Raw genomic sequence first — 20,751 nt, 5'->3', positions numbered from 1 at the left:
GCAGAAATGTTGCTTGCGGGCCTTTGATTTGATCCCGGTCAAAGTGAGGTTTCAAACCAGCATCTAATGTCCTGTCAAGCAATACAGATAAAGGAGCGAACAGATGTCCAACACGCCTCATGAACTGGCCCAGGAATTCCCCGACAAGGCGGAGCTGATCAGCCAGTTGAAACAATCCGATGCGCATTTCGCCAAGCTTGCGGATGAGTATCACGAGGTGAACCGCGCCGTGCACCGTGCCGAAACCAATGTGGAGCCGGTTGAGGAGCTGGCCGAGGTTGAGATGCGCAAGAAACGTGCCGCACTCAAGGACGAAATCTGGAGCCTCCTGTCCGAAAAGGCCTGAAGCACAGAGCGTTGGTAAAAAGTTCCGGGGTCCGCAATGCGGGCCCCATTTTGTGTCAGCTGACCTCGTAGGGCAGTACGCCACGTGCATCCGCATTGATGCTGAGGCGGCGTTCCAGTGGCGGGACAGACCGCTGGTGACAGTCCTTGCGTTCGCAGATACGGCAGGAAATGCCGATCGGCTCGTAAGCGGAGGCATTATTCACATCCAGACTGTCGGCATAGATGAGCGCATCTGCATGGCGCACTTCGCAGCCAAGGGAAATGGCATAGCGCCGCACCGGTGAGCCGAAGGAGCCGCCGGGTTTTGAGACATCATGGGCCAGCGACAGGTAGCGTACCCCATCCGGGGTTTCGGCCAGCTGACGCAGGAATCGGCCCGGCGTTTCAAAGGCCCGGTGTACGTTCCACAGCGGGCAGGCGCCGCCAAAGCGGGCAAACTGCAGCCGTGTGGCAGAATGGCGTTTGGTGATGGTGCCGGCCTGATCCACCCGCACAAAGAAGAAGGGAATGCCCTTGGCGCCCGGCCGTTGCAGGGTCGACAGCCGGTGTGCGACCTGTTCGATCGAGGCGCCGAAATGGGTGGCCAGTCGCTCCAGATCGTGGCGGGTCTCCTGCGCAGCGGCGAGGAACCGGCCATAGGGCATCAGGGCGGCGCCCGCGAAATAATTGGCGAGGCCGATCTTGGCGATGGCGCGGGCTTCGCTGGTCTGGAAGCGGGCAAAATCCAGCGTCGCCTCCAGCAGGCTGTCCTGGCTGAGCAGCGCCACCTGCAGCAGCAGCTGAAATACCTGAGTAGAGGGGGCGCTGCGGTTTGAGAGCCTTAAGGTGCGGCTCTCGGCGTCGTAGCTGCGCAGCCCGGTCATATCCGTCATCTGAACCGTGATCCCGGCGTTTTCCAGCGCCGATAGCGCCGCAGCGCGCACATCTGCCGCGCCAGCAAAGCGTTCTGCGGCCCGGTCCACCGCGTCGATGTAGTTGTCGCAATAATGGAAGAAATCGCGCACTTCCTCCCAGGGGCTGGCCTGGATGCGGGCATCCTCGCGCCCCAGTGCCTCATCAAGAGAGGCAAGCCGTTCGTGGGTCTGCCGGTAGGCCCGGTGCAGCGTCAGGAAGGCACGCGCCAGCGCCGGTGCGTTCGATGCGGTCAGGCGCAGATCGGCTAAGGGCGGCGGGTCATCGGCAAAAACCGGGTCCGCCATCGCCTCGCGCATGTCGCTGACCAGGCGCTCGCTGTCACCGGTGCTCAGCTCGGTGACATCCATGCCGAATTCCTGCGCCAGAGCCAGCACCACGGTGGTCGACACCGGACGGTTGTTGTTCTCCATCTGGTTGAGATAGGGCAGGGAGACACCCAGCTTGGCGGCAAAATCCTTTTGCGTCAGCTCAAGCCGGGTCCGCATTTCGCGCAGCTTGGCTCCGGCATAAAGCTTTTGGGTGGCCATCGGGTCTACCTTTGCAAATCATCTCCACGCTCAGTGTATAATTGCAAACCCGATGGGGCAAGGCGCTAGAGCTGCAGAGATTTTTCCCGCTGGATCACAAGGATGATCGCAAGAAGTCCCAGCACGGCTGTGACAAACATGATAGCAAGCAGCGGCACGGCTGTGGCGCCGGGTACCAGAACCCAGCCCGCCATCGCACTAAGGCCCGCTCCGCCGCCAATCATAATGGCACCGCTAAGGCCCGAGGCAGACCCGGCCAGGTGCGGGCGCACGGAAATCGCGCCCGCAGTGGCATTCGGGATGGCCATACCATTGCCGAGGCCGACGCAAGTCATGAAGCCGAAGAAGGTATAAAGACTGTCCAGCCCGGCCAGCGCGATCCCTAGAGAGATAGCAACGCCGACCCCGTTGATGATACAGCCCCAGAGCACCATACGGTTGACGCCGAAGGCCATGGAAAAGCGCCCGGAAACAAAGTTCCCCAGGAAGTACCCGACTGCGGGCGCGGCAAAACAGATGCCGAGCGTCGCCGGGTCAAGGCCATAGACCTGTGTGCCGACAAAGGGTGCGCCGCCGAGGTAGGCAAAGAAGGCGCCGGAGGCCAGTCCAGAGGCCAGCGAATAACCCCAGAAGCGCGGCGAGCGGAACAGTTCGGGGTATTCCTTGAACTGCGCAAGCAGGGTCTTGCCGCTTTTCTGCGCGGTTTCCCCAAAATCGAAATAGGTCAGCGCGTAGGTGCCCAGTGCCAGCACCACCAGCAGCCAGAAGTTGGCCTGCCAGCCAAAGATCTGGTCCAGAATCCCGCCGATCGCGGGGCTGATCATCGGGACCACAGCCATGCCCATGGTGACATAGCCGATCATGCTGGCAGCCTTGTCGGTGTCATAGATGTCACGCACTGCGGCACGGCTCAGCACCATGGTGGCGGCAATCGCAGCCTGTGCCATTCGGAAGAACAGAAAAATTTCCGCATTCGGGGCAAAGATGCAGCCGAGTGTGGCCATCAGGAACAGGATGATACTGGCAAGAATCACCGGTCTGCGGCCCATCTTGTCCGAAATCGGGCCAACCAGAATCTGCACCACCGCGTTCACCGCCAGATAAAGCGCGACGGAGAGCTGCATCAGCCGGTAGTCGACCTCAAAATATACTGCCATGCCCGGCAGGGAAGGCAGAAAGACATTCATCGCGAGGGCAGAGATGCCTGCCAGAAGGATGAGCGTACCGATATGGGGCGCCGTTCGGGGCGCCCGGGGAGAGATGTTCATGCGCGGAGTAGTTGTCATGCTAAGGGGTTAGTGCAGCAGCGACAAATTGTCTATTGGTGATATTACACACCCCCTGTGCGCGGGCGGGGCCATCAATGTGCCCCGTGCCGAATGGCGATGCCGTCAGATCAGAATGTCGTCGCTAATATCGGCCAGTGTAATGCCCTTGACCAACAGGGTGTCGGCGCCAAAGTCGAACAAAACGCCTTTGTCCGTGTCACTTGCCGCGGCAAGGAGGGTGGCCTGATCGCCGTGGCCAGTGATCTCAAGGCTATCCAAATCATCGGCAAAATCTCTGATCGTGTCGTTGCCGAAGCTGTTGTTGAACACGAACTTGTCATCTCCGCGACCGCCGAACAGCCTGTCATTGCCGGACTGACCGTTCAGGATGTCGTTGCCGCCGTTGCCTTTCAGCGTATCGTTGCCATTGCCGCCGAACAGCCGGTCCCGGTGTCCGCCTCCGCTCAGGAAATCCTTGCTGTTGCCGCCGCGAAGAACGTCCCGTCCGGCGTTGCCTTCCAGATCATCGCGCCCACCCTGGCCAAACAGGCGATCCCGGCTGGCGCCGCCTTCGAGCTGGTCGCTGCCTCTTTGGCCAAAGATCGTGTCCTTGCCGCCGCCGCCCAGAAGGGTGTTGTTGCCGCCATTGCCAGTAATGCGGTCATCGCCAAGCCCGCCGGTGGCGTTCTCGATCTCGCTGCCAAAGGTGATCACCACGTCGCTTTCGGCATCAAAGCTGGAGAAGCTGCCCGCGCGCAAGTCAAAGACAACGCCATCCGCCCGGCCATTCGCATCAAGGGTGTCCTCTCCGCCGCTGTCCCAGATCGCATCAACGGTATTGGTGCGCGATCCGGTGTAGCGGGTGTCGCCGGTGTTGTAGTCGGCTGAGCCCCAGATGTCCTGCAGCGCCAGGACGTCGAACAGCATCATCGCACCGCTGTCCTGGCCGTTGATCGGGTTGGTAGTGTAGGACATGATGGAATAAAGGTTGCTGTCGTATTCCTCCGGCAGGTTGGCGTCCGGGTCGAATGTGTGCCGCAAGCCCATCGCGTGGCCCAGTTCGTGCAGCAGCAGATTCATTGCATCGGCCGAGGACAGATCGCGGCTCTCGTCAAAGACTACGAAGCCGTCCCATTCGGTAATGGTGGTGTCAAAAAAGCTGACACCGTAACCGCCATAGCCCGAGGTGTTGCCGGACAGGGTGACTGCGCCGACGTTGATATCCGGATCGTCCTCACCGCTGACCTCGGTAAATTCGACGTTCAGAAAACTTTCGATATGCGCCAGCGCGGTCTCGAAATTGGCCTTCTCGGCGGTCGTGAAATCCCGCCAGCCGCTGTAGGTGGTGTCTGTGGGGAGGTCACCCGGCTGCTGCGTGCCGGCATATTGATAGGTAATCTCGAGCCGCGGAGCGCCAGTCGAGTTCATCGGATCGCTGTCGTAAAAGCGGGCGAATTGCAGGGCCTTGATGATTTCCGCTTGGCTCAGCATCTGATCATTTTCCTCACTGGTTACCGGGATCGACGGTTACTGATCAAAAGCTTACTGCCGGGTCGGGGTTGAGGAAAGAGGCGCTAGCCCGCGGTGCGCCAAGACCGGCGGTTTGCAGCCGGATAATGCCGAGGATTTTGCTAAATATGCAAATTTGCTTATGGCGTATGCAAACGATTTGCAAATTTGCGACAAAGGGCTTTGGCCCAGACAGCCCCCGGGCTATTGTCGCCCGGAAATCTATAGGGGACCTGTGCCATGAAAGATATCCTTTCCGAGCTGGAAGAGCGCCGCGACACCGCGCGGCTGGGCGGTGGGCAAAAGCGGATCGATGCGCAGCATGGACGCGGCAAGCTGACAGCGCGCGAACGGATTGATCTGTTGCTGGACGAAGGCAGCTTTGAAGAGTTCGACATGTTCGTCGCGCACCGCTGCACCGATTTTGGTATGGAAAAACAAAAGCCTGCCGGCGATGGTGTTGTCACTGGCTGGGGCACCATCAACGGCCGTATGGTCTATGTTTTCAGCCAGGACTTTACCGTCTTTGGCGGCTCGCTCAGCGAAACCCACGCGCAGAAAATCTGCAAGATCATGGACATGGCCGTGCAAAACGGCGCGCCGGTGATCGGTATCAACGACTCGGGCGGGGCCCGTATTCAGGAAGGCGTTGCCTCGCTGGCTGGCTATGCCGAAGTGTTCCAGCGCAATATCATGGCTTCGGGCGTGGTGCCGCAGATCTCGGTTATCATGGGCCCCTGCGCGGGCGGCGCGGTCTATTCGCCTGCCATGACCGACTTCATCTTCATGGTCAAAGACAGCTCCTACATGTTCGTGACTGGCCCCGACGTGGTGAAAACCGTTACCAATGAGGTCGTCACCGCCGAGGAACTGGGCGGTGCCTCGACCCACACCAAGAAATCCTCGGTTGCCGATGGCGCCTTTGAAAACGACGTCGAAGCACTGGCCGAAGTGCGCCGCCTGGTGGATTTCCTGCCGCTCAACAACCGCGAAAAGCCTCCGGTGCGCCCCTTCTTTGATGAGCCGGGCCGGATCGAGGAAAGCCTTGATACCCTGATCCCAGAAAACCCGAACACGCCCTACGACATGAAGGAACTCATCACCAAGGTCGCGGACGAAGGTGATTTCTACGAGATCCAGGAAGATTTCGCCAAGAACATCATCACAGGGTTTATTCGCCTCGAAGGGCAGACCGTGGGTGTTGTCGCCAACCAGCCAATGGTTCTGGCCGGTTGCCTCGATATCGACTCCAGCCGCAAGGCAGCGCGTTTCGTGCGCTTCTGCGATTGTTTCGAAATCCCGATCCTGACGCTGGTCGACGTGCCGGGCTTCCTGCCGGGCACCACGCAGGAATATGGCGGCGTCATCAAGCACGGTGCCAAGCTGCTGTTTGCCTATGGTGAGGCGACTGTTCCAAAAGTGACCGTCATCACCCGCAAGGCCTATGGCGGTGCCTATGACGTGATGGCCTCCAAGCACCTGCGCGGCGATTTCAACTACGCTTGGCCCACGGCCGAGATCGCTGTGATGGGCGCCAAGGGCGCGACCGAAATCATTCACCGCGCCGATCTGGGTGACGCAGACAAGATCGCGGCTCATACCAAGGATTACGAAGACCGCTTCGCCAATCCCTTTGTGGCGGCGGAACGCGGCTTCATCGACGAGGTGATCATGCCGCAATCCACCCGCAAGCGGGTCAGCCGGGCCTTCGCGAGCCTTCGTAACAAGAAGCTCGAGAACCCGTGGAAGAAACACGACAACATCCCGTTGTGATCTGCTGATGGCGCGTTCGTGGCATATCCTGCGCGAGGAGGGGGCTCTGACACTCTGTCGGCAGCGCCCACCTCGGTTCGATGTGGCGGTGGCCGCGGATCTGCCCAAGGCGGATCCGTTACGGCTGGCGCATCAGATCCGGCAGGATATGTGGCGGGCGTTGCAAGACGTGCGGGGGTTCTCTCCGGTGGTTCGGGTGGCGCAGACCGCCGAGGGCGTCAGGGTGACGGCTGGCGGTCGCGTCCTGGGGCTGGTGTCTCCGGTGCTGGCCGAGCGGATTGAAGCTGTGCTGGAAAAACCGGCAAACCGCGGGCGCTGGCTGCGCCACGCGGCGCGCGGGCAGGGGGCGGATCTGTGACTTTCCTGATGTGCGCCCTTTCCGGTAGTCCTGCGCGAGTGGTGGGAGAGGCAATGCCCCACAGCTCTGCATATGCGTGTACGGGGTTTGTGCGGCGCCAAAGAATGCCGCTTGGGCAAATCATTTTGCACAAATTTGTAACAACGTTTGACACGAAGGGCGAATCGGCTCCATGATCCGGCTCATCGGCATAAGGACAGCGCGCGCCGCGTGCGCAGCGCCTGCAGCCCCGGCAGGAGGAGCCCATCGTTTTTGGGGTCGGGGCTGCGGATATTTTGTGGCCGTCGTTTCTGGTTTCCTGAATATGCTCGCAGCGTCTGCCGCTTCGGCAGGTGAGGCCGGAGTGGCGCCGATTTCCGTACCTTCTGGTCAGCCGGTCACCCTGTCTGAAGTGCTGCTGGATCGTGACCCTGGTGCACTGTGGCTGCGCTTGCGTTTCGTGGCGCCGCAGATTTCCCGCAATGGCGGCACAGCCACCCATGATCAGGCGATGGCGGATATGGATCACCTGTGCCAGGAGCTGGCACTCTCCTATATGCAGGAACACGCGCTGCAGCCGGAACGTATCGTCATCTCATTTGCCGATCGCGCTGTGCCCTTTGGTGTGCAGGATCCCGCCGCCACCCAGTATTTCGAAGCCTATCGTCCGAGTGGCGACACCTGCATCTGGGAGGGTTTCTGATGTATCTACAAGATCTTGCGACCCTCGACTGTAGTGCACCTTTGCCTGCGGCTTTGCGATCACAAAGCTACCGCTCCGCGTGTTTTCGATGTGAAAAGACCTGTCATTCGGCTATGATGCAGCTGGGCGGCGTAAATGCCGTCCGCATATTGAGGTCGAACCCTGCAGAGGTACTTCCCTCGGCGGGTTTCAGGACAATAATCAGGAGACAGAAATGTCCAAGAGCATCAAGCTTTTCACGCTGGCTGGTTTGCTGGCGACCGTCGCTGCATGCGGCTCAAAAGAAGAAGAATTTGTCGTGGTGGAGCCCGAGCCCATCTCGGTCGAACCGACCTACACCGGCAAATACAAGTAACATCGTCAGGGGTCCGGCCCTGTGGCCGGCCCCAGTCGCCGCGCGGGGTGCCGGACTGGAGGCATCACCATGCTGAAACACCGCGGGTTTCCCGGCCGTCTTCCGGGTACCGATTTCCAGTTCACCATTCGTCGTCCAAACCCCAAAGGGGTCACGCCGATCACTCAGCGTGAGCGGTTCCGCGACCGGCGTCCGCCGGACCGCAGGGCCGATGCGGCCTTTATGCGGGCGCTGTGGGAGAATTTTGGCGACCAGCCTTTCGAACGGGGCAACCTTGATGCCGGGCGGCTGAGCTGGCTGTTCGGGCGCGAAGTCGTGGCCGCCGAAGAGCCCTTTGATCCCGAAGATTACGAGGCACTGCTTGTCATCGATGTGGATGTCGCGCGCCTGTCCTTCCCTGAAGCCTTTGACGGGACCGCAGACTGATGGCTCTGGCGGGCTACCATATCACGGCACTGCGCAACTGCGCGGCAGCCCCGGTGACTGGTGGTCCGTCCGCCCGCCTGTTTGGCGGCCAATGCCGGGATTCTGTGCGCTGCGTCGGCGTGAATTCGCACATGGGGCGCGCCTTTCAGCGGGAAGCTGCGCAGTCAGTGGCGTTGCAGAACACCGGGCTTTCCACCCCTGCCAATAGCTGCATTCTGGATGTGACAGTACGGAATGCTCGCGCTGTCACGCATCTGTTCCAGTCCCTTGACTTGGATGGGCAGGACCGCGCCCCCATCCGCGGCCTGCCTCTTTTTTTGCGGCGCAACATTTGCCTGTTCCTTGAGTGCATCCAGTGCGCGGAACCCCGCCACAGGCTGCGGGAAAGCGGGCGGTCCATCGCTCATTCCGGCACCCAGAGGCCCCGCGCGTTGCGGCTCGTTGGGCGTCCTGCAATCTTCTCTGGCCAGATAAATTCGGTCAGAAAAGGAAAACGGCAATGCAGGCAACACGGATACTCTCGCTCCTGGCCCTGTGCGGCGGATTGGCGGCCTGTGGGCAGTCAACCGGCGAGCAGGTCGTCTATGGCGCCAGCGCAGGCGCGCTCGGCTCGCTTTTGCTCGACGGCAACCCGGTTACCGGCGCCGCTGTTGGCACAGCTGCAAATCTCATCTACTGCAAGGAAAACCCTGGCAAATGCTGATCGCATCGCCGCGGCCCTTGCCCTGACATTCCGGCCCCTTGAGGCCGGTTCAACCACCGCGCAGATGCCGCGCCCGGGTGCGTCCCGGGGGCGGCGTCCTGCATTCCGGCTCAAAAGAGAACAAGGGACTGCCAATGTTTGATAAGATCCTGATCGCCAACCGGGGCGAGATCGCCTGCCGCGTCATCAAGACGGCGCGCAAAATGGGCATCAAGACCGTTGCCATCTATTCTGATGCGGACAAGCAGGCGCTGCATGTTCAGATGGCGGATGAGGCCGTGCACATCGGCCCGCCGCCCGCGAACCAGTCCTATATCGTGATCGACAAGGTCATGGACGCCATCCGTCAGAGCGGCGCCCAAGCGGTGCATCCCGGCTATGGCTTCCTGTCTGAAAACTCCAAATTCGCCGAGGCGCTGGCCGCCGAGGGCGTCGCCTTTGTTGGCCCCCCCGTAGGGGCCATCGAAAGCATGGGTGACAAGATCACCTCCAAGAAGATTGCCCAAGAGGCAAACGTCAGCACGGTTCCCGGCTACATGGGCCTCATCGAGGACGCCGATGAGGCGGTGAAGATCTCGAACGAGATCGGCTACCCGGTGATGATCAAGGCCTCTGCCGGCGGCGGCGGAAAGGGGATGCGGATCGCCTGGAACGACGAGGAGGCCCGCGAAGGTTTCCAGTCCTCCAAGAACGAGGCGGCGAACTCTTTTGGCGATGACCGGATCTTTATCGAGAAATTCGTCACACAGCCACGCCACATCGAAATTCAGGTGCTCTGCGACACCCACGGCAACGGCATCTATCTGGGGGAGCGCGAATGCTCGATCCAGCGCCGCAACCAGAAGGTCGTCGAAGAGGCGCCGTCGCCCTTCCTTGATGAAGCCACCCGCAAGGCGATGGGCGAGCAGGCCGTCGCCCTGGCCAAGGCGGTGGGCTATGCCTCTGCCGGTACGGTGGAATTCATCGTTGATGGCGACAAGAACTTCTATTTCCTGGAAATGAACACCCGCCTGCAGGTGGAACACCCCGTGACCGAGCTGATCACTGGCGTTGACCTGGTGGAGCAGATGATCCGTGTCGCCGGTGGTGAGCCGCTGAGCATTACTCAGGATGATGTGAAACTGACGGGCTGGGCGATTGAAAACCGCCTTTACGCCGAAGATCCCTATCGCAACTTCCTGCCCTCCATCGGTCGTCTGACCCGTTATCGTCCCCCGGCAGAGCAAGCCTCTGGCCCGCTGCTGGAAAACGGCAAATGGCAGGGCGAAGCGCCCGAAGGCCCCGTCGCAGTGCGCAACGACACCGGCGTCTATGAGGGCGGCGAGATCTCCATGTATTACGATCCGATGATCGCCAAGCTTTGCACCTGGGCGCCGACCCGTGAGGCAGCGATTGCGGCCATGCGTGATGCGCTGGACGGGTTCGAGGTTGAGGGCATCGGTCACAACCTGCCGTTCCTGTCGGCTGTGATGGATCATCCGAAATTCGTTAGCGGCGACATGACCACCGCCTTTATCGCCGAAGAGTACCCGGACGGGTTTGAAGGCGTCGAACTGCCCGAGACAGAGCTGCGCCGCATCGCGGCTGCCACAGCAGCCATGCACCGCGTCGCCGAAATCCGCCGCACTCGTGTGTCGGGCCGTATGGACAACCACGAACGCAAGGTGGGAACCGATTGGGTGGTGACGCTTCAGGGCCAGTCCTTCGATGTGACAATCGAGGCAGATCCCTCCGGCTCCACCGTGCGCTTTGCCGACGGGGAAACGGTCCGGGTGGCTTCGGACTGGACGCCGGGCGATCAGCTGGCGCGGGTTTCTACGGATGACAGCGGACTGGTTCTGAAGGTTGGCAAGATCTCTGGCGGCTTCCGCATCCGCAGCCGCGGCGCCGATCTGAAGGTGCACGTGCGCACGCCGCGTCAGGCGGAACTCGCGCGCCTGATGCCCGAGAAGCTGCCGCCGGACACCTCCAAGATGCTGCTCTGCCCAATGCCTGGCCTGATCGTGAAGGTCGATGTCGAGGTTGGCCAGGAAGTGCAGGAAGGCCAGCCGCTTTGCACCGTTGAAGCGATGAAAATGGAAAACATCCTGCGCGCCGAACGCAAGGGGATTGTGTCCAAGGTCAACGCAAGCGCCGGTGACAGCCTCGCTGTGGACGATGTCATCATGGAGTTCGAATAAGGTGCAGCAGGGGGCAGCCATACTTGCCGGAGGGTTTGCGGGGCGATCTGCCGCGCGAGTCCGCCTGCGAGGCCGGACAGGGCATCGCCCTGAGGCCGGGGCTGCCCTTTTTTGTGCGGGGTATGACAACCCATGCACGAATTCTTCAGAATTGGCTGGCAGATTGATCCGGACGGGGCGATGGGCCCGCGACCGCTCCTGCATGGTGGGGGCGGTTTCGTGCCGCGTCCAGCCCGCACGCGAGAGGTATCAAGGGTTTCCGGAGGCGCCACATGATCCGCATTGCTGTCAGTCTGCTGTCGGGCCTTTTGGTGCTGGGGGCCTGTGCGCTGGACAAGGAAGAGGAAGTGCGCGCTCAGATCGCGCCCTGGGTCAAGCTGGGCGAGACCTATTTCTTCGAATCCTCAAGCAGTTGCACTGCGGCGGTCTTCTACATCGAAAGCCCGCGCATCAGCTCGTTGGTGTCCCGGGCACGGTCGATGGCGACGGGCATGAATATGCTCTCGGCAGGCAAACCGGTCTATTTCGATGTTCGGGGCAAAACACCCAACGCGCTGACCGAGGAAATCATGTCTCGCGATCTGCCGCAGGGGATCAGCGTGCTGAACTCCGGTTTGGCTGGGGCACACTGCATGACCGAATTGGTCAAGGGCGTCTATTATCAGGCCATCATGAACCCGACTTCGCAGCTGATTTTCGTGCCGGATGGCGATGCGATGATCGTGCTCGACCGGCAGGCCGGGGCGCTGATCTACGTGCGTGGCAGCGGCTGACGCCTCAGCTGCCGCGGCGTTCTTCGACCTCGCGCAGGCGCGATGGGAATTTGTCGATGGTCCGGGTCAGCTCCCGCACTGTCCAGGGATGCGGTTTTCGCAGTTTCACACCGCCGTCTTTGCCCACCAACACCAGCATAAAGCCGCGCGGGCGCAGTTTCTTGCGCAGGTCGGACCGCGCGCTTGGATCGGTGTCGGTCAGAACAACCACGTCCCGGTCCAGCAAATCCGCCGCACGTTTTGCCAGCCGTTCCATTTGGTCGTGGAATCGCGGATCCTCAGGGCTGTCGGCAAAGACCACAACGGGCCGTTTGTGCCACAGGAAATCGCTCAGATCGCCTTTGTACTCCGGTTCGATCCACCCTGTGGTATCGGCGGTGGTTGCTTCCTCGGCGCTGGCACCGGCTGCAATGGTGGCGCAGGGAAGAAAAGCTGTCAGAACAAGGGCTAGGATTGGTTTCATGATCTCTCCTGTTGCTGTCAATATATGCCGCGCCAGTGCGAATGCGATGGCCGAATGTGTTCGAGCCGAAAAAAATTCAGAGGACATTAACCGCTTTGAGAGGGTGAAGAGGGCATGATCCGTCCGTCTCCCTCTGATGGTCCGCAAAAACGGACCCCGTCCAAAGGACTGGAAAAGCGATGCAAGTAATTGTTCATGTCGGTGCTCATCGGTGCGCCACCACCTCGTTTCAGGATTATATGCGGTTCAATGCCGCCGCGCTGGCCGAACAGCGGCTGGAGGTCTGGGGCCCGGATCTGACCCGGGACGGGCTGTTTCACGGCATTCAGCCAACCCCGGCCGTGGGCAGCGCTGCGGCGGCGTCTAAACGGGCGCGTGGGCGGCTTCGGATGCGTCTGGACCAGAGCCGCGATGCGGGTACCGAGCAGTTGCTGATCAGCGACGAGAACATGATCGGCAGCGTGCGGGAAAACCTGCGACTTGCCGGGCTCTACTGCGGGATCGGAGAGCGTCTGGCGCGCTTCAACGAAGCCTTTGATGGCAGGGTGTCGGTGCTGGCGGTGAACCTGCGCAGCCTCGAAGCTTACTGGACCTCGGCGCTGACCTATGCGGTGGCGCGCGGGCATCGGGTGCCTGCGACAGGGCAGCTGAACCGGCTGCTGGAAAGCACCCGCAGCTGGCGTGATGTGCTGACCGACATGGCCTGTAGCATGCCGGATACTGAAATCCGGGTGCTGCCCTTTGAAACCTTTGGGGGCCGCCCCGAGTTGCAGCTGGAGCTGCTGACCGGGTGCAAGGCGCCACGCGAAAACGCCCGCATGCGCCATGCGGCGTCCCCGCGACTGGAAGAACTGCGCGGCATGATCCCGACCTCGGCCGCCCGGAGCCTGCCCGAAGGAGAGGGTCGCTGGCGCCCCCTGGACGAGGTGCAAAGCGCGGTGCTGCGCGAGCGTTACGCTGATGATCTCATGTGGCTGGCCTCGGGCGCCGATGGCCTGGCCCGTATTATGTATGACCCGGAAAAACAGGTGGCGGGACAAAACCCGCTCCGTACCGACTTGACGAGAGGAAGACCCCATGACGAAGACAGACGATTGGCGGGCTCTGGCTGAAAAAGAGCTGCGTGGCCGCCCGCTTGAGGACCTGACCTGGCAGACGCTCGAAGGGATCGACGTCAAGCCGCTTTATACCGAGGAAGACACCAAGGCGCTGCCCCATATGGGCACGCTTCCAGGGTTCGGCCCGTTCACGCGCGGCGTGAAGGCGACCATGTACGCAGGCCGCCCCTGGACCATCCGGCAATACGCCGGTTTCTCGACCGCCGAGGAAAGTAACGCATTCTATCGCCGCAACCTGGCCGCCGGTCAGCAGGGCGTTTCGGTTGCCTTCGACCTGGCCACCCACCGCGGTTATGACAGCGACCACCCCCGCGTGGTGGGCGATGTCGGCAAGGCCGGCGTTGCCATCGACAGTGTCGAGGACATGAAAATCCTCTTTGACGGTATCCCGCTCGACAAGGTCTCGGTGTCAATGACCATGAACGGCGCGGTGATCCCGATCCTGGCGAACTTCATCGTCGCAGGTGAAGAGCAGGGCCACGACAAGAGCCTGCTGGCGGGCACCATTCAGAACGACATTCTGAAAGAGTTCATGGTGCGCAACACCTATATTTATCCGCCCGAACCCTCGATGCGGATCATTTCGGACATCATCGAATATACGTCGAACGAGATGCCGAAATTCAACTCCATCTCGATCTCGGGCTACCACATGCAGGAGGCCGGCGCGAACCTGGTGCAGGAGCTGGCCTATACGCTGGCGGATGGGCGCGAATACGTGCGTGCCGCGATCGAGGCCGGGATGGATGTGGACAAATTCGCAGGCCGCCTGTCGTTCTTCTTTGCCATCGGCATGAACTTCTTCATGGAGATCTCCAAACTGCGGGCCGCGCGTACCCTGTGGCACCGGGTGATGACCGATTTTGGCGCCAAGAGTGACCGGTCGAAAATGCTGCGCACACACTGCCAGACCTCGGGCGTGTCTCTGCAGGAGCAGGATCCCTATAACAACGTGATCCGCACCGCCTATGAAGCGATGTCGGCTGTCCTCGGCGGCACCCAGTCGCTGCACACCAACGCGCTGGACGAAGCGATTGCCCTGCCGACGGATTTCTCGGCTCGTATCGCCCGTAACACCCAGTTGGTGCTGCAGGAAGAAACCGGCGTCACCAATGTGGTCGACCCGCTGGCCGGTTCCTACTACGTGGAAAGCCTGACGAATGAGCTGATCGACAAGGCCTGGGCCCTGATGGAAGAGGTCGAGGAAATGGGCGGCATGACCAAGGCGGTCGCCTCTGGCATGCCCAAGCTGCGCATCGAAGAAAGCGCTGCCCGTCGCCAGGCGATGATCGACCGCGGCGAAGAGGTGATCGTCGGCGTCAACAAGTACCGCAAGGAAAAAGAAGACCCGATCGACATTCTGGACGTGGATAACGTCAAGGTCCGCGAAAGCCAGATCGCGCGGCTGGAAAAGATCCGCGCCACCCGCGACGATGCGGCCTGCACGGCTGCCTTGGATGAAGTCACCCGCGTGGCCAAGGAAGGTGGCAACCTTCTGGCCGCCGCAGTCGAAGCTGCCCGCGCCCGGGCTTCGGTCGGAGAGATCAGCATGGCGATGGAAAAGGAATTCGGCCGTCACAGCGCCGAGGTGAAAACCCTGGCCGGTGTGTATGGCGCCGCGTACGAAGGCGACGAAGGTTTTGCCGCGATCCAGAAATCGATCGATGAATTCGCTGCAGATGAAGGACGCCGTCCGCGTCTTCTGGTGGTGAAAATGGGGCAGGACGGTCACGACCGCGGCGCCAAGGTGATCGCGACCGCCTTTGCTGATATCGGTTTTGACGTCGACGTAGGCCCGCTGTTCCAGACCCCGGATGAGGCCGCACAGGATGCCATCGACAACGATGTGCATGTGGTCGGGATCTCCAGCCAGGCCGCAGGTCACAAGACGCTGGCACCGCAGCTGGTTCAGGCGCTGAAAGAGCAAGGCGCAGAGGATATCATCGTGATCTGCGGCGGTGTTATCCCGCAGCAGGACTATCAGTTCCTCTATGACAATGGCGTCAAGGCGATCTTCGGCCCCGGTACCAATATCCCCGAGGCGGCGCAGGATATCCTGAAACTGATCCGCGAGGCGCGCAGCTGATCCTTGCGGTCAGCGCGTTGGCCTGAAAAAGAGACACCCGGTGCCCCGTGGCGCCGGGTTTTCTGTTTCAGCCGCCTTCCCCTCGTCAGGATCAGCGGTGCGTCCGGTTCTCCCATACTGAATAACCGCCCACGCCAAAATCCGCATCTGGCGCCTCATCCAGCATATGCAACATCTCGATGGAATGGCCGTCCGGATCCTTGAAATAGACAGAGACCGCGGGCATCCAGCCTAGAACTACAGGCTCATCCGCCGGTGCGCCATTAAATCCAAGCGGTGTGATACCCTGGGCGGGCAGGCGCTCAAAGGACTGAAGTACCGCCTCTTTCGTGGCGCGAAAGGCAAAATGCAGCTGCATGCTCAGGGGCGCGCTGCCCGCGCCCCAAAGCCCCAGCATCCCGGTTTCTTTTGGCCCGGCCCAGAGAAACACGACATTGCGCTCCGGCAGCCGCCGGGCCAGCGGCAACCCCAACTGGCCGCAATAAAACGCCAGCGACTGGTCCAGATCCCGCACCGGCAGGTGGGTTTCATAGATGCCAAGGATATGTTGAGCGGCCCATTGTTCCGGGGGTAGTTGGTCGTGCATGATCTTCTCCGGTTCCGGCGGGGCGCGGCCCCGCGGGTCTTTGCTGTATGTCATGATGCGCGTTTCTACGCGGCGCGAGGCCGGGCAGGGCGCCTGATGATTCCAAGCCTAATTTCTGAAGTTGACTTTAGATCAAGCTGAAATCGGCCCCCCCAGTCAGACCCGCGATGTTGCTAAGCGCCCTTCGGCTCAGGTGGCGGGTTTCCTTCCGCTGGGAATTTGCTAGGGTCCGCGCGAAAGACAACGACACAAATCAGTCGCAACAGGGGCTTAGCCATGGAACTGGATCACATTGCCGTCGCCGGTGAAACGCTTGCGGAGGCCACGGCCCATGTCGAAGCCGCGCTTGGCGTGCCGCTTCAGACAGGCGGGCAGCACCCGGTATTCGGCACGCACAACCGGCTTTTGGGGCTGGCCGACGGGCTTTATCTCGAGGCCATCGCCATTGATCCCGAGGCAACGCCGGAACGCAGCCCGCGCTGGTTCGATCTCGATAGTTTCACCGGGGCTCCGCGCCTGACCAACTGGATCTGCCGCGCAACCGGCCTGCCGGAATTGCTGGAGCGGATGCCGGATGGGGCCGGGATCCCGGTGCCGCTGACCCGAGGCGATCTGGTCTGGGATATGGCAGTGCCCGCCGATGGCAAGCTGCCTTTTGACAATCTGTTTCCGGCGCTCATCGAATGGCACAGCGCCCATCCCGCGCCCCGGCTGGAGCAGCAAGGCTGCGCGTTGCGGCGCCTTGTGATCGCGCATCCCGATGCGGCCGATCTTGAAGCGCTTTTGCCGCTCAACGACGGTCGGTTGGTGTTTGAAACCGGACCTGCTGCCATGGAGGCAGAATTCGACACGCCGCACGGTATTCGTCTGCTGCGTTAAAAAATCACCTGTTTCCGGTGCCTGTGGTCCTGACAGGTCGCGCAAACCGCATTAGGCTTTTCTTATGTCTCTTTGGAGCCGCATATCTGATGCGCTGGGCGCGCTGGCCAAGGGTGAAAGCCTGGCGGATGTTTTTGACCGCCTGCGGGCGCCACCTGAACGTACCGTGGGTTTTGCCGTCGCGGTGATCGCGCTGGGGGCCAAGATGGCCAAGGCGGACGGGCAGGTCACCCGGGACGAGGTGACCGCCTTTCGCGAGGTGTTCCAGATCGCCCGCGATGACGAGGCAGGCGCGGCGCGGGTCTTCAACATGGCGCGCACCGATGTGGCGGGCTATCAGGACTATGCGGCGCGTATCCAGCGCATGTTTGCCAATGATCCGGCGACCCTTTGCGATCTGATGGAAGGACTGTTTCACATCGCGCTGGCAGATGGCTTCTATCATCCCGGCGAGAATGAGTTTCTGGAAGAGGTCAGCCGCATCTTCGGTCAGACTCCGCAACAGTTCACCGCCCTGCGCGCGCGGTTTGTGACCGATGCGCCAAAGGATCCCTACACGGTGCTGGGGGTGTCGGCGGATATGCCGATTGATGAAATCCGCAAGCACTGGCGCAAGCTGGTGCGGGAAACCCATCCCGATGCGATGCTGGCTCGGGGCGTCCCCGAAGAGGCGGTGCGTCTGGCGGAAAAGCGGATGATCGACATCAACCGCGCGTGGGACGAGATCAACGGATGCGGGGCACATGCGGCTGGTCACCTATAATATCGAGTGGTTTTCACACCTCTTCGACAAGAATGACCAGCTTATTCTGGACAATAAGCCCTCGGGGCGGCACGGGGTGGATCGCTATACCCAAGGGGTATCGCTGGCGCATGTTTTCCAGACGCTTGATGCCGACGCGGTGATGGTGATCGAGGCGCCCAATACCGGGCGGCGGCAGCGGACCGTGCGCGCTCTTGGCGCTTTTGCCGCCGAAGCGGGGCTGCGCGCCAACGAGGTGATCAGCGGCTTTGCCACCGATACCCATCAGGAAATCGCCCTGATGTACGACCCAGCGGTACTGAGCGCCGAACACGATGCCCGGAGCAGCAAGGAAGCGCCGCGTTTCGATACCCGTTTCGAGCTGGACCTCGACACCGATTCCATCCCGGAACATGTGCGGTTTTCAAAGCCGCCGCTGGAGCTGAACGTCACGACAGCCGGGGGGAAGACCCTGCGGATGATCGGCGCGCACCTAAAGTCCAAGGCGCCCTATGGGGTGAAGGGGCATGACGCCATCATCCAGCGCGCTATTGAGAACCGGCGCACGCAGTTGGCACAGGCGATCTGGCTGCACCGGCGCATTGCCGATCATATCGCGGCAGGGGATGATCTGATCCTGATGGGCGATCTGAACGATGGTCCGGGTCTGGATGAATACGAGCGCCTATTCGGGCAATCCTCGGTTGAGATTATCATGGGGCAGGATCTGACCGACCCCCATGCCGAAAGCCTGAAAAAGCCCCGGCCAGGCATCGTGCCCAGCACCGCGCGGTTTTATGATGAGGAAAAGAAACGGTTCTTCCGGGCGTGCCTTGACTATGTGATGATTTCACAAAGCCTGACGGCCTATAATCCTCGCTGGCGGATCTGGCACCCGTTCGAGGACGCTGATTGCTATGCCGATGAGGTCCTACGCGAGGCGCTGCTCATGGCCTCGGATCATTTCCCTGTCAGCCTCGATATCGATCTGACTTAAAATCATCGCATAGGAAGCTTATATTGGACCCATGAAACGGTTTTTACATGTAAGTGCCGCCTGCCTGCTGTGCCTGTCCGCCCCTGTGGCGGCGCAGGAGAGCGAGGAGAATGGTAAGGGTTTGATGGAAAAAGGCGCTGAGCTGTTCTGGGAAGGGCTGCGCAAGGAAATGGCCCCCGCGCTGGAAGATCTGGAAGGGTTGGCCGCAGAAATCGGCCCCTCCATGCGGGAATTTCTGTCCGAGATGGGACCGGCGCTGGCAGCCATTGCGGCCGAGGTCGAGGACTGGAGCAGCTACGAGCTGCCGGAAATCCTGCCCAATGGCGATATCATCATCCGCAAGAAGCCAGAGGCGCCCTCTCCTGAAGAGAAAGACGAAGTCCCGGAGAACGGCGTTACCGATCTCTAAGGGGCGCAAGCCGTAGGGTGACGCGCCCCTTTGTCATCCGTTGACCCAATCGGTCTACGCAGCCGACCGGGTTAGCCAACAATTTTGACGGTCAGCTCTGCCTCCAGCGTGTCGCAGAGCGATTTCAGGCGGGCCTCGGCGACCTCACCATAAAGGGCTTCGGAGGCTTTCGGCAGTTCCAGCGTGAGGTGCTTCTTGCGCGGTTGCCATTTCAGCTTACCGATGTCGCCGTTTTCGCTGACCATCAGCATAGCACCAAACCGCATCGCCTTGCCCAGGATTTCCGCCTCTTTCTGCCCTTTTTCATCCAGAAGATCGTAAAGATACTCAAAGGCGGTGCCTTGTCGTTTGTTGCGGTAGCGATGCAGCAGCGCCAGCCCCAGGAAGACACGTTCGGAATGTTTCAGCCCGCCGAGGTTGGCGCGGGTGGCATTGTCGAAACAGACCTCGGCGCGGTAATCCGGGTGGGCGCGCCAGCTGACATCATGTAGCAGACTAGCGGCCTTGATCAGGCGTTTCTTTGTGTGCGGCCCATTGCTGAACAGCGGGATGACAAAATCATAGAGCGTCTTGCCAAAGCCGGGAATGCGGGCGTCCTTGGCCTCGGCAAAACGGCTGGCTTCGACCAGCGGATCGCGTTCGCGCAGGCGCTGGGGCATCTGTTCGTAGAGCAGCCCTTCGCGGATGCCATAGCTTGATACGGCGATATCCTTGGGCTTGAATGTCTTGACCAGTCGGGACAGCACATCGATCGCATAGGGCACCAAGGACATCCGCGCGTTGGAGATGCCGGTTTCGGCGCGCAACTCTTCGATGTCGCGTTTCTCGATATATTTCAGGGTGGCGCGCACGTCCTTGGCGCTCATCCGGTATTCGTGCAGAACCTTCAGCGGATACCCGCGCCGGGCCATGTCGATGCGGGCGATGGCGCGCCAGCTGCCGCCGACCAGGAACAGACGGTCGGTCTGCTTGCCCATTTCCTCGCGCAGTTCCGCCATGACCTCGGCGATATGAGCCTTGCGCCCCCGGCGCCCGCCCTTGATGTCCCGCAGTTTCAGCGGACCAAGGGAGGAGGTGACGCGTTTGCCGACCTCGCCGTCGTGGATTTCCGCCAGCTCCATCGAGGAGCCGCCGATATCGCAGACCAGGCCATAAGAGCCGGGCCAGCCCAACAACACGCCCTGCGCGGACAGGCGCGCTTCTTCCTGACCGTCGATCACCCAGATCTTCAGCCCGGTTTCGCGAAGCACATCGGCGCAGAACTCCGGGCCATCCTCGGCATCGCGCACGGCAGCTGTGGCGACCACCGACAGGGGTGGCAACCCCATCCCATCGGCAAGGTGTTGGAACCGGCGCAGCGCGGCCAGCGCGCGTTTGCGTCCCTCGGGGTTCAGGCGCCCGGTTTCCGAGAGGCCAGCCCCCAGGGCGCACATGATCTTCTCGTTGTAGAAATAGGCCGGGCTGCGGGCCGCGCCGTCAAAGACGACCAGACGCACGGAGTTTGATCCAACATCCACCACCCCGACCCGGGACAGCGCCCTTGAATCGGGATCATCGAACAGCGGGCGGCCAAAGGGGCCCCAGTCGGCGGTGGCGTCGGGGGTGGCAGGATCCTCGGTCACGGGTGTCGGCGCTCCGTCTTGGGTCTCGAATC

Annotated in this window: 22 protein-coding genes; 15 read left to right on the top strand and 7 right to left on the bottom strand. The window is 61.3% G+C overall.

What is annotated here, in order from left to right; translation table 11 throughout:
• Positions 1–103: 103 nt before the first annotated feature.
• A complete protein-coding gene (locus SM763_RS03455) occupies positions 104–346 on the top strand; it encodes an HP1242/YdcH family protein (RefSeq protein ID WP_274828360.1) in 243 nt (80 codons plus the stop codon).
• Positions 347–401: 55 nt separating this feature from the next.
• Here SM763_RS03455 and SM763_RS03450 read toward each other — a convergent pair whose 3' ends face one another.
• From SM763_RS03450 to SM763_RS03440, 3 genes are all read right to left on the bottom strand, one after another.
• Complete coding sequence (locus SM763_RS03450) at positions 402–1,790, bottom strand: helix-turn-helix domain-containing protein (protein WP_347509911.1); 1,389 nt, start codon at positions 1,788–1,790, stop codon at positions 402–404.
• A 65-nt stretch (positions 1,791–1,855) separates the two neighbouring features.
• Positions 1,856–3,076 carry a multidrug effflux MFS transporter gene (locus SM763_RS03445; protein WP_347509912.1) on the bottom strand — a complete coding sequence of 407 codons (1,221 nt, stop codon included), beginning with the start codon at positions 3,074–3,076 and terminating at the stop codon, positions 1,856–1,858.
• Positions 3,077–3,181: 105 nt separating this feature from the next.
• A complete protein-coding gene (locus SM763_RS03440; RefSeq protein WP_368997569.1) occupies positions 3,182–4,549 on the bottom strand; it encodes a M10 family metallopeptidase C-terminal domain-containing protein in 1,368 nt (455 codons plus the stop codon).
• A 258-nt stretch (positions 4,550–4,807) separates the two neighbouring features.
• Here SM763_RS03440 and SM763_RS03435 point away from each other — a divergent pair, with 258 nt between their 5' ends.
• The 5 genes from SM763_RS03435 to SM763_RS03415 all read left to right on the top strand — a co-directional run bounded on the left by SM763_RS03435 (position 4,808) and on the right by SM763_RS03415 (position 8,161).
• Positions 4,808–6,340, top strand: a complete 1,533-nt coding sequence (locus tag SM763_RS03435; RefSeq protein ID WP_274828364.1) for an acyl-CoA carboxylase subunit beta — start codon at positions 4,808–4,810, stop codon at positions 6,338–6,340.
• 7 nt (positions 6,341–6,347) lie between these two features.
• On the top strand, positions 6,348–6,698 hold the full coding sequence (locus tag SM763_RS03430; protein ID WP_274832506.1) for a hypothetical protein: 351 nt from the start codon (positions 6,348–6,350) through the stop codon (positions 6,696–6,698).
• 304 nt (positions 6,699–7,002) lie between these two features.
• The gene (locus SM763_RS03425; protein WP_347509914.1) at positions 7,003–7,380 is read left to right on the top strand and encodes a DUF6497 family protein; all 378 of its coding nucleotides are present in this window, start codon (positions 7,003–7,005) and stop codon (positions 7,378–7,380) included.
• Between the two features lie 214 nt (positions 7,381–7,594).
• Entirely contained in the window at positions 7,595–7,735 is a 141-nt protein-coding gene (locus SM763_RS03420) for a hypothetical protein (protein ID WP_165832697.1), read from the top strand.
• Positions 7,736–7,804: 69 nt separating this feature from the next.
• Entirely contained in the window at positions 7,805–8,161 is a 357-nt protein-coding gene (locus SM763_RS03415; protein ID WP_065270754.1) for a hypothetical protein, read from the top strand.
• A 164-nt stretch (positions 8,162–8,325) separates the two neighbouring features.
• On the opposite strand, the gene SM763_RS03410 is transcribed toward SM763_RS03415, so the two are convergent.
• Positions 8,326–8,568: a hypothetical protein gene (locus tag SM763_RS03410; RefSeq protein ID WP_274828368.1), complete on the bottom strand. Its 243-nt coding sequence runs from the start codon at positions 8,566–8,568 to the stop codon at positions 8,326–8,328.
• 92 nt (positions 8,569–8,660) lie between these two features.
• On the opposite strand from SM763_RS03410, the gene SM763_RS03405 reads away from it, so the two are divergent.
• From SM763_RS03405 to SM763_RS03395, 3 genes are all read left to right on the top strand, one after another.
• Positions 8,661–8,864 carry a hypothetical protein gene (locus tag SM763_RS03405; RefSeq protein WP_065270752.1) on the top strand — a complete coding sequence of 68 codons (204 nt, stop codon included), beginning with the start codon at positions 8,661–8,663 and terminating at the stop codon, positions 8,862–8,864.
• 134 nt (positions 8,865–8,998) lie between these two features.
• Entirely contained in the window at positions 8,999–11,044 is a 2,046-nt protein-coding gene (locus tag SM763_RS03400) for an acetyl-CoA carboxylase biotin carboxylase subunit (RefSeq protein ID WP_368997567.1), read from the top strand.
• A 272-nt stretch (positions 11,045–11,316) separates the two neighbouring features.
• On the top strand, positions 11,317–11,817 hold the full coding sequence (locus SM763_RS03395) for a hypothetical protein (protein ID WP_347509916.1): 501 nt from the start codon (positions 11,317–11,319) through the stop codon (positions 11,815–11,817).
• A gap of 4 nt (positions 11,818–11,821) precedes the next feature.
• Here the strand turns inward: SM763_RS03395 and SM763_RS03390 are convergent, their stop codons facing one another.
• Entirely contained in the window at positions 11,822–12,280 is a 459-nt protein-coding gene (locus SM763_RS03390) for a DUF4174 domain-containing protein (RefSeq protein ID WP_065270749.1), read from the bottom strand.
• Between the two features lie 179 nt (positions 12,281–12,459).
• Here SM763_RS03390 and SM763_RS03385 point away from each other — a divergent pair, with 179 nt between their 5' ends.
• The gene (locus SM763_RS03385; RefSeq protein ID WP_347509917.1) at positions 12,460–13,392 is read left to right on the top strand and encodes a hypothetical protein; all 933 of its coding nucleotides are present in this window, start codon (positions 12,460–12,462) and stop codon (positions 13,390–13,392) included.
• The gene (gene scpA / locus SM763_RS03380) at positions 13,358–15,484 is read left to right on the top strand and encodes a methylmalonyl-CoA mutase (protein ID WP_368997565.1); all 2,127 of its coding nucleotides are present in this window, start codon (positions 13,358–13,360) and stop codon (positions 15,482–15,484) included. The genes SM763_RS03385 and scpA overlap by 35 nt, the downstream gene beginning before the upstream one ends.
• Before the next feature lie 91 nt (positions 15,485–15,575).
• Here the strand turns inward: scpA and SM763_RS03375 are convergent, their stop codons facing one another.
• Positions 15,576–16,124: a VOC family protein gene (locus tag SM763_RS03375; protein WP_490363261.1), complete on the bottom strand. Its 549-nt coding sequence runs from the start codon at positions 16,122–16,124 to the stop codon at positions 15,576–15,578.
• Between the two features lie 222 nt (positions 16,125–16,346).
• Between SM763_RS03375 and SM763_RS03370 the strand changes: the two genes are divergently transcribed.
• The 4 genes from SM763_RS03370 (at position 16,347) to SM763_RS03355 (ending at position 19,097) form a co-directional block, all read left to right on the top strand.
• Entirely contained in the window at positions 16,347–16,949 is a 603-nt protein-coding gene (locus tag SM763_RS03370) for a VOC family protein (RefSeq protein ID WP_347509919.1), read from the top strand.
• Positions 16,950–17,013: 64 nt separating this feature from the next.
• Complete coding sequence (locus SM763_RS03365; protein ID WP_347509920.1) at positions 17,014–17,712, top strand: TerB family tellurite resistance protein; 699 nt, start codon at positions 17,014–17,016, stop codon at positions 17,710–17,712.
• Entirely contained in the window at positions 17,693–18,688 is a 996-nt protein-coding gene (locus SM763_RS03360) for an endonuclease/exonuclease/phosphatase family protein (RefSeq protein ID WP_274838647.1), read from the top strand. The genes SM763_RS03365 and SM763_RS03360 overlap by 20 nt, the downstream gene beginning before the upstream one ends.
• Before the next feature lie 31 nt (positions 18,689–18,719).
• Positions 18,720–19,097 carry a hypothetical protein gene (locus SM763_RS03355; RefSeq protein ID WP_274835714.1) on the top strand — a complete coding sequence of 126 codons (378 nt, stop codon included), beginning with the start codon at positions 18,720–18,722 and terminating at the stop codon, positions 19,095–19,097.
• A 71-nt stretch (positions 19,098–19,168) separates the two neighbouring features.
• Here the strand turns inward: SM763_RS03355 and SM763_RS03350 are convergent, their stop codons facing one another.
• Entirely contained in the window at positions 19,169–20,719 is a 1,551-nt protein-coding gene (locus SM763_RS03350) for a Ppx/GppA family phosphatase (protein WP_274840522.1), read from the bottom strand.
• Between the last annotated feature and the right edge of the window lie 32 nt (positions 20,720–20,751).

The organism is Pseudophaeobacter sp. C1-32P7 (assembly GCF_041008775.1).
In the GTDB taxonomy this organism is placed as follows: Bacteria; Pseudomonadota; Alphaproteobacteria; order Rhodobacterales; family Rhodobacteraceae; genus Phycobacter; species Phycobacter gallaeciensis_A.
The sequence above is the reverse complement of the archived record's forward strand: the minus strand, read 5'-3'. Positions and strand labels throughout refer to the sequence as shown.

Excerpts from the sequence above, each read along its gene's own strand:
- SM763_RS03455 (WP_274828360.1), top strand. The coding sequence starts at position 104 with ATGTCCAACACGCCTCATGAACTGGCCCAGGAATTCCCCGACAAGGCG.
- SM763_RS03450 (WP_347509911.1), bottom strand. The coding sequence starts at position 1,790 with ATGGCCACCCAAAAGCTTTATGCCGGAGCCAAGCTGCGCGAAATGCGG.
- SM763_RS03445 (WP_347509912.1), bottom strand. The coding sequence starts at position 3,076 with ATGACAACTACTCCGCGCATGAACATCTCTCCCCGGGCGCCCCGAACG.
- SM763_RS03440 (WP_368997569.1), bottom strand. The coding sequence starts at position 4,549 with ATGCTGAGCCAAGCGGAAATCATCAAGGCCCTGCAATTCGCCCGCTTT.
- SM763_RS03435 (WP_274828364.1), top strand. The coding sequence starts at position 4,808 with ATGAAAGATATCCTTTCCGAGCTGGAAGAGCGCCGCGACACCGCGCGG.
- SM763_RS03430 (WP_274832506.1), top strand. The coding sequence starts at position 6,348 with ATGGCGCGTTCGTGGCATATCCTGCGCGAGGAGGGGGCTCTGACACTC.
- SM763_RS03425 (WP_347509914.1), top strand. The coding sequence starts at position 7,003 with ATGCTCGCAGCGTCTGCCGCTTCGGCAGGTGAGGCCGGAGTGGCGCCG.
- SM763_RS03420 (WP_165832697.1), top strand. The coding sequence starts at position 7,595 with ATGTCCAAGAGCATCAAGCTTTTCACGCTGGCTGGTTTGCTGGCGACC.
- SM763_RS03415 (WP_065270754.1), top strand. The coding sequence starts at position 7,805 with ATGCTGAAACACCGCGGGTTTCCCGGCCGTCTTCCGGGTACCGATTTC.
- SM763_RS03410 (WP_274828368.1), bottom strand. The coding sequence starts at position 8,568 with ATGAGCGATGGACCGCCCGCTTTCCCGCAGCCTGTGGCGGGGTTCCGC.
- SM763_RS03405 (WP_065270752.1), top strand. The coding sequence starts at position 8,661 with ATGCAGGCAACACGGATACTCTCGCTCCTGGCCCTGTGCGGCGGATTG.
- SM763_RS03400 (WP_368997567.1), top strand. The coding sequence starts at position 8,999 with ATGTTTGATAAGATCCTGATCGCCAACCGGGGCGAGATCGCCTGCCGC.
- SM763_RS03395 (WP_347509916.1), top strand. The coding sequence starts at position 11,317 with ATGATCCGCATTGCTGTCAGTCTGCTGTCGGGCCTTTTGGTGCTGGGG.
- SM763_RS03390 (WP_065270749.1), bottom strand. The coding sequence starts at position 12,280 with ATGAAACCAATCCTAGCCCTTGTTCTGACAGCTTTTCTTCCCTGCGCC.
- SM763_RS03385 (WP_347509917.1), top strand. The coding sequence starts at position 12,460 with ATGCAAGTAATTGTTCATGTCGGTGCTCATCGGTGCGCCACCACCTCG.
- scpA (WP_368997565.1), top strand. The coding sequence starts at position 13,358 with ATGACGAAGACAGACGATTGGCGGGCTCTGGCTGAAAAAGAGCTGCGT.
- SM763_RS03375 (WP_490363261.1), bottom strand. The coding sequence starts at position 16,124 with ATGACATACAGCAAAGACCCGCGGGGCCGCGCCCCGCCGGAACCGGAG.
- SM763_RS03370 (WP_347509919.1), top strand. The coding sequence starts at position 16,347 with ATGGAACTGGATCACATTGCCGTCGCCGGTGAAACGCTTGCGGAGGCC.
- SM763_RS03365 (WP_347509920.1), top strand. The coding sequence starts at position 17,014 with ATGTCTCTTTGGAGCCGCATATCTGATGCGCTGGGCGCGCTGGCCAAG.
- SM763_RS03360 (WP_274838647.1), top strand. The coding sequence starts at position 17,693 with ATGCGGCTGGTCACCTATAATATCGAGTGGTTTTCACACCTCTTCGAC.
- SM763_RS03355 (WP_274835714.1), top strand. The coding sequence starts at position 18,720 with ATGAAACGGTTTTTACATGTAAGTGCCGCCTGCCTGCTGTGCCTGTCC.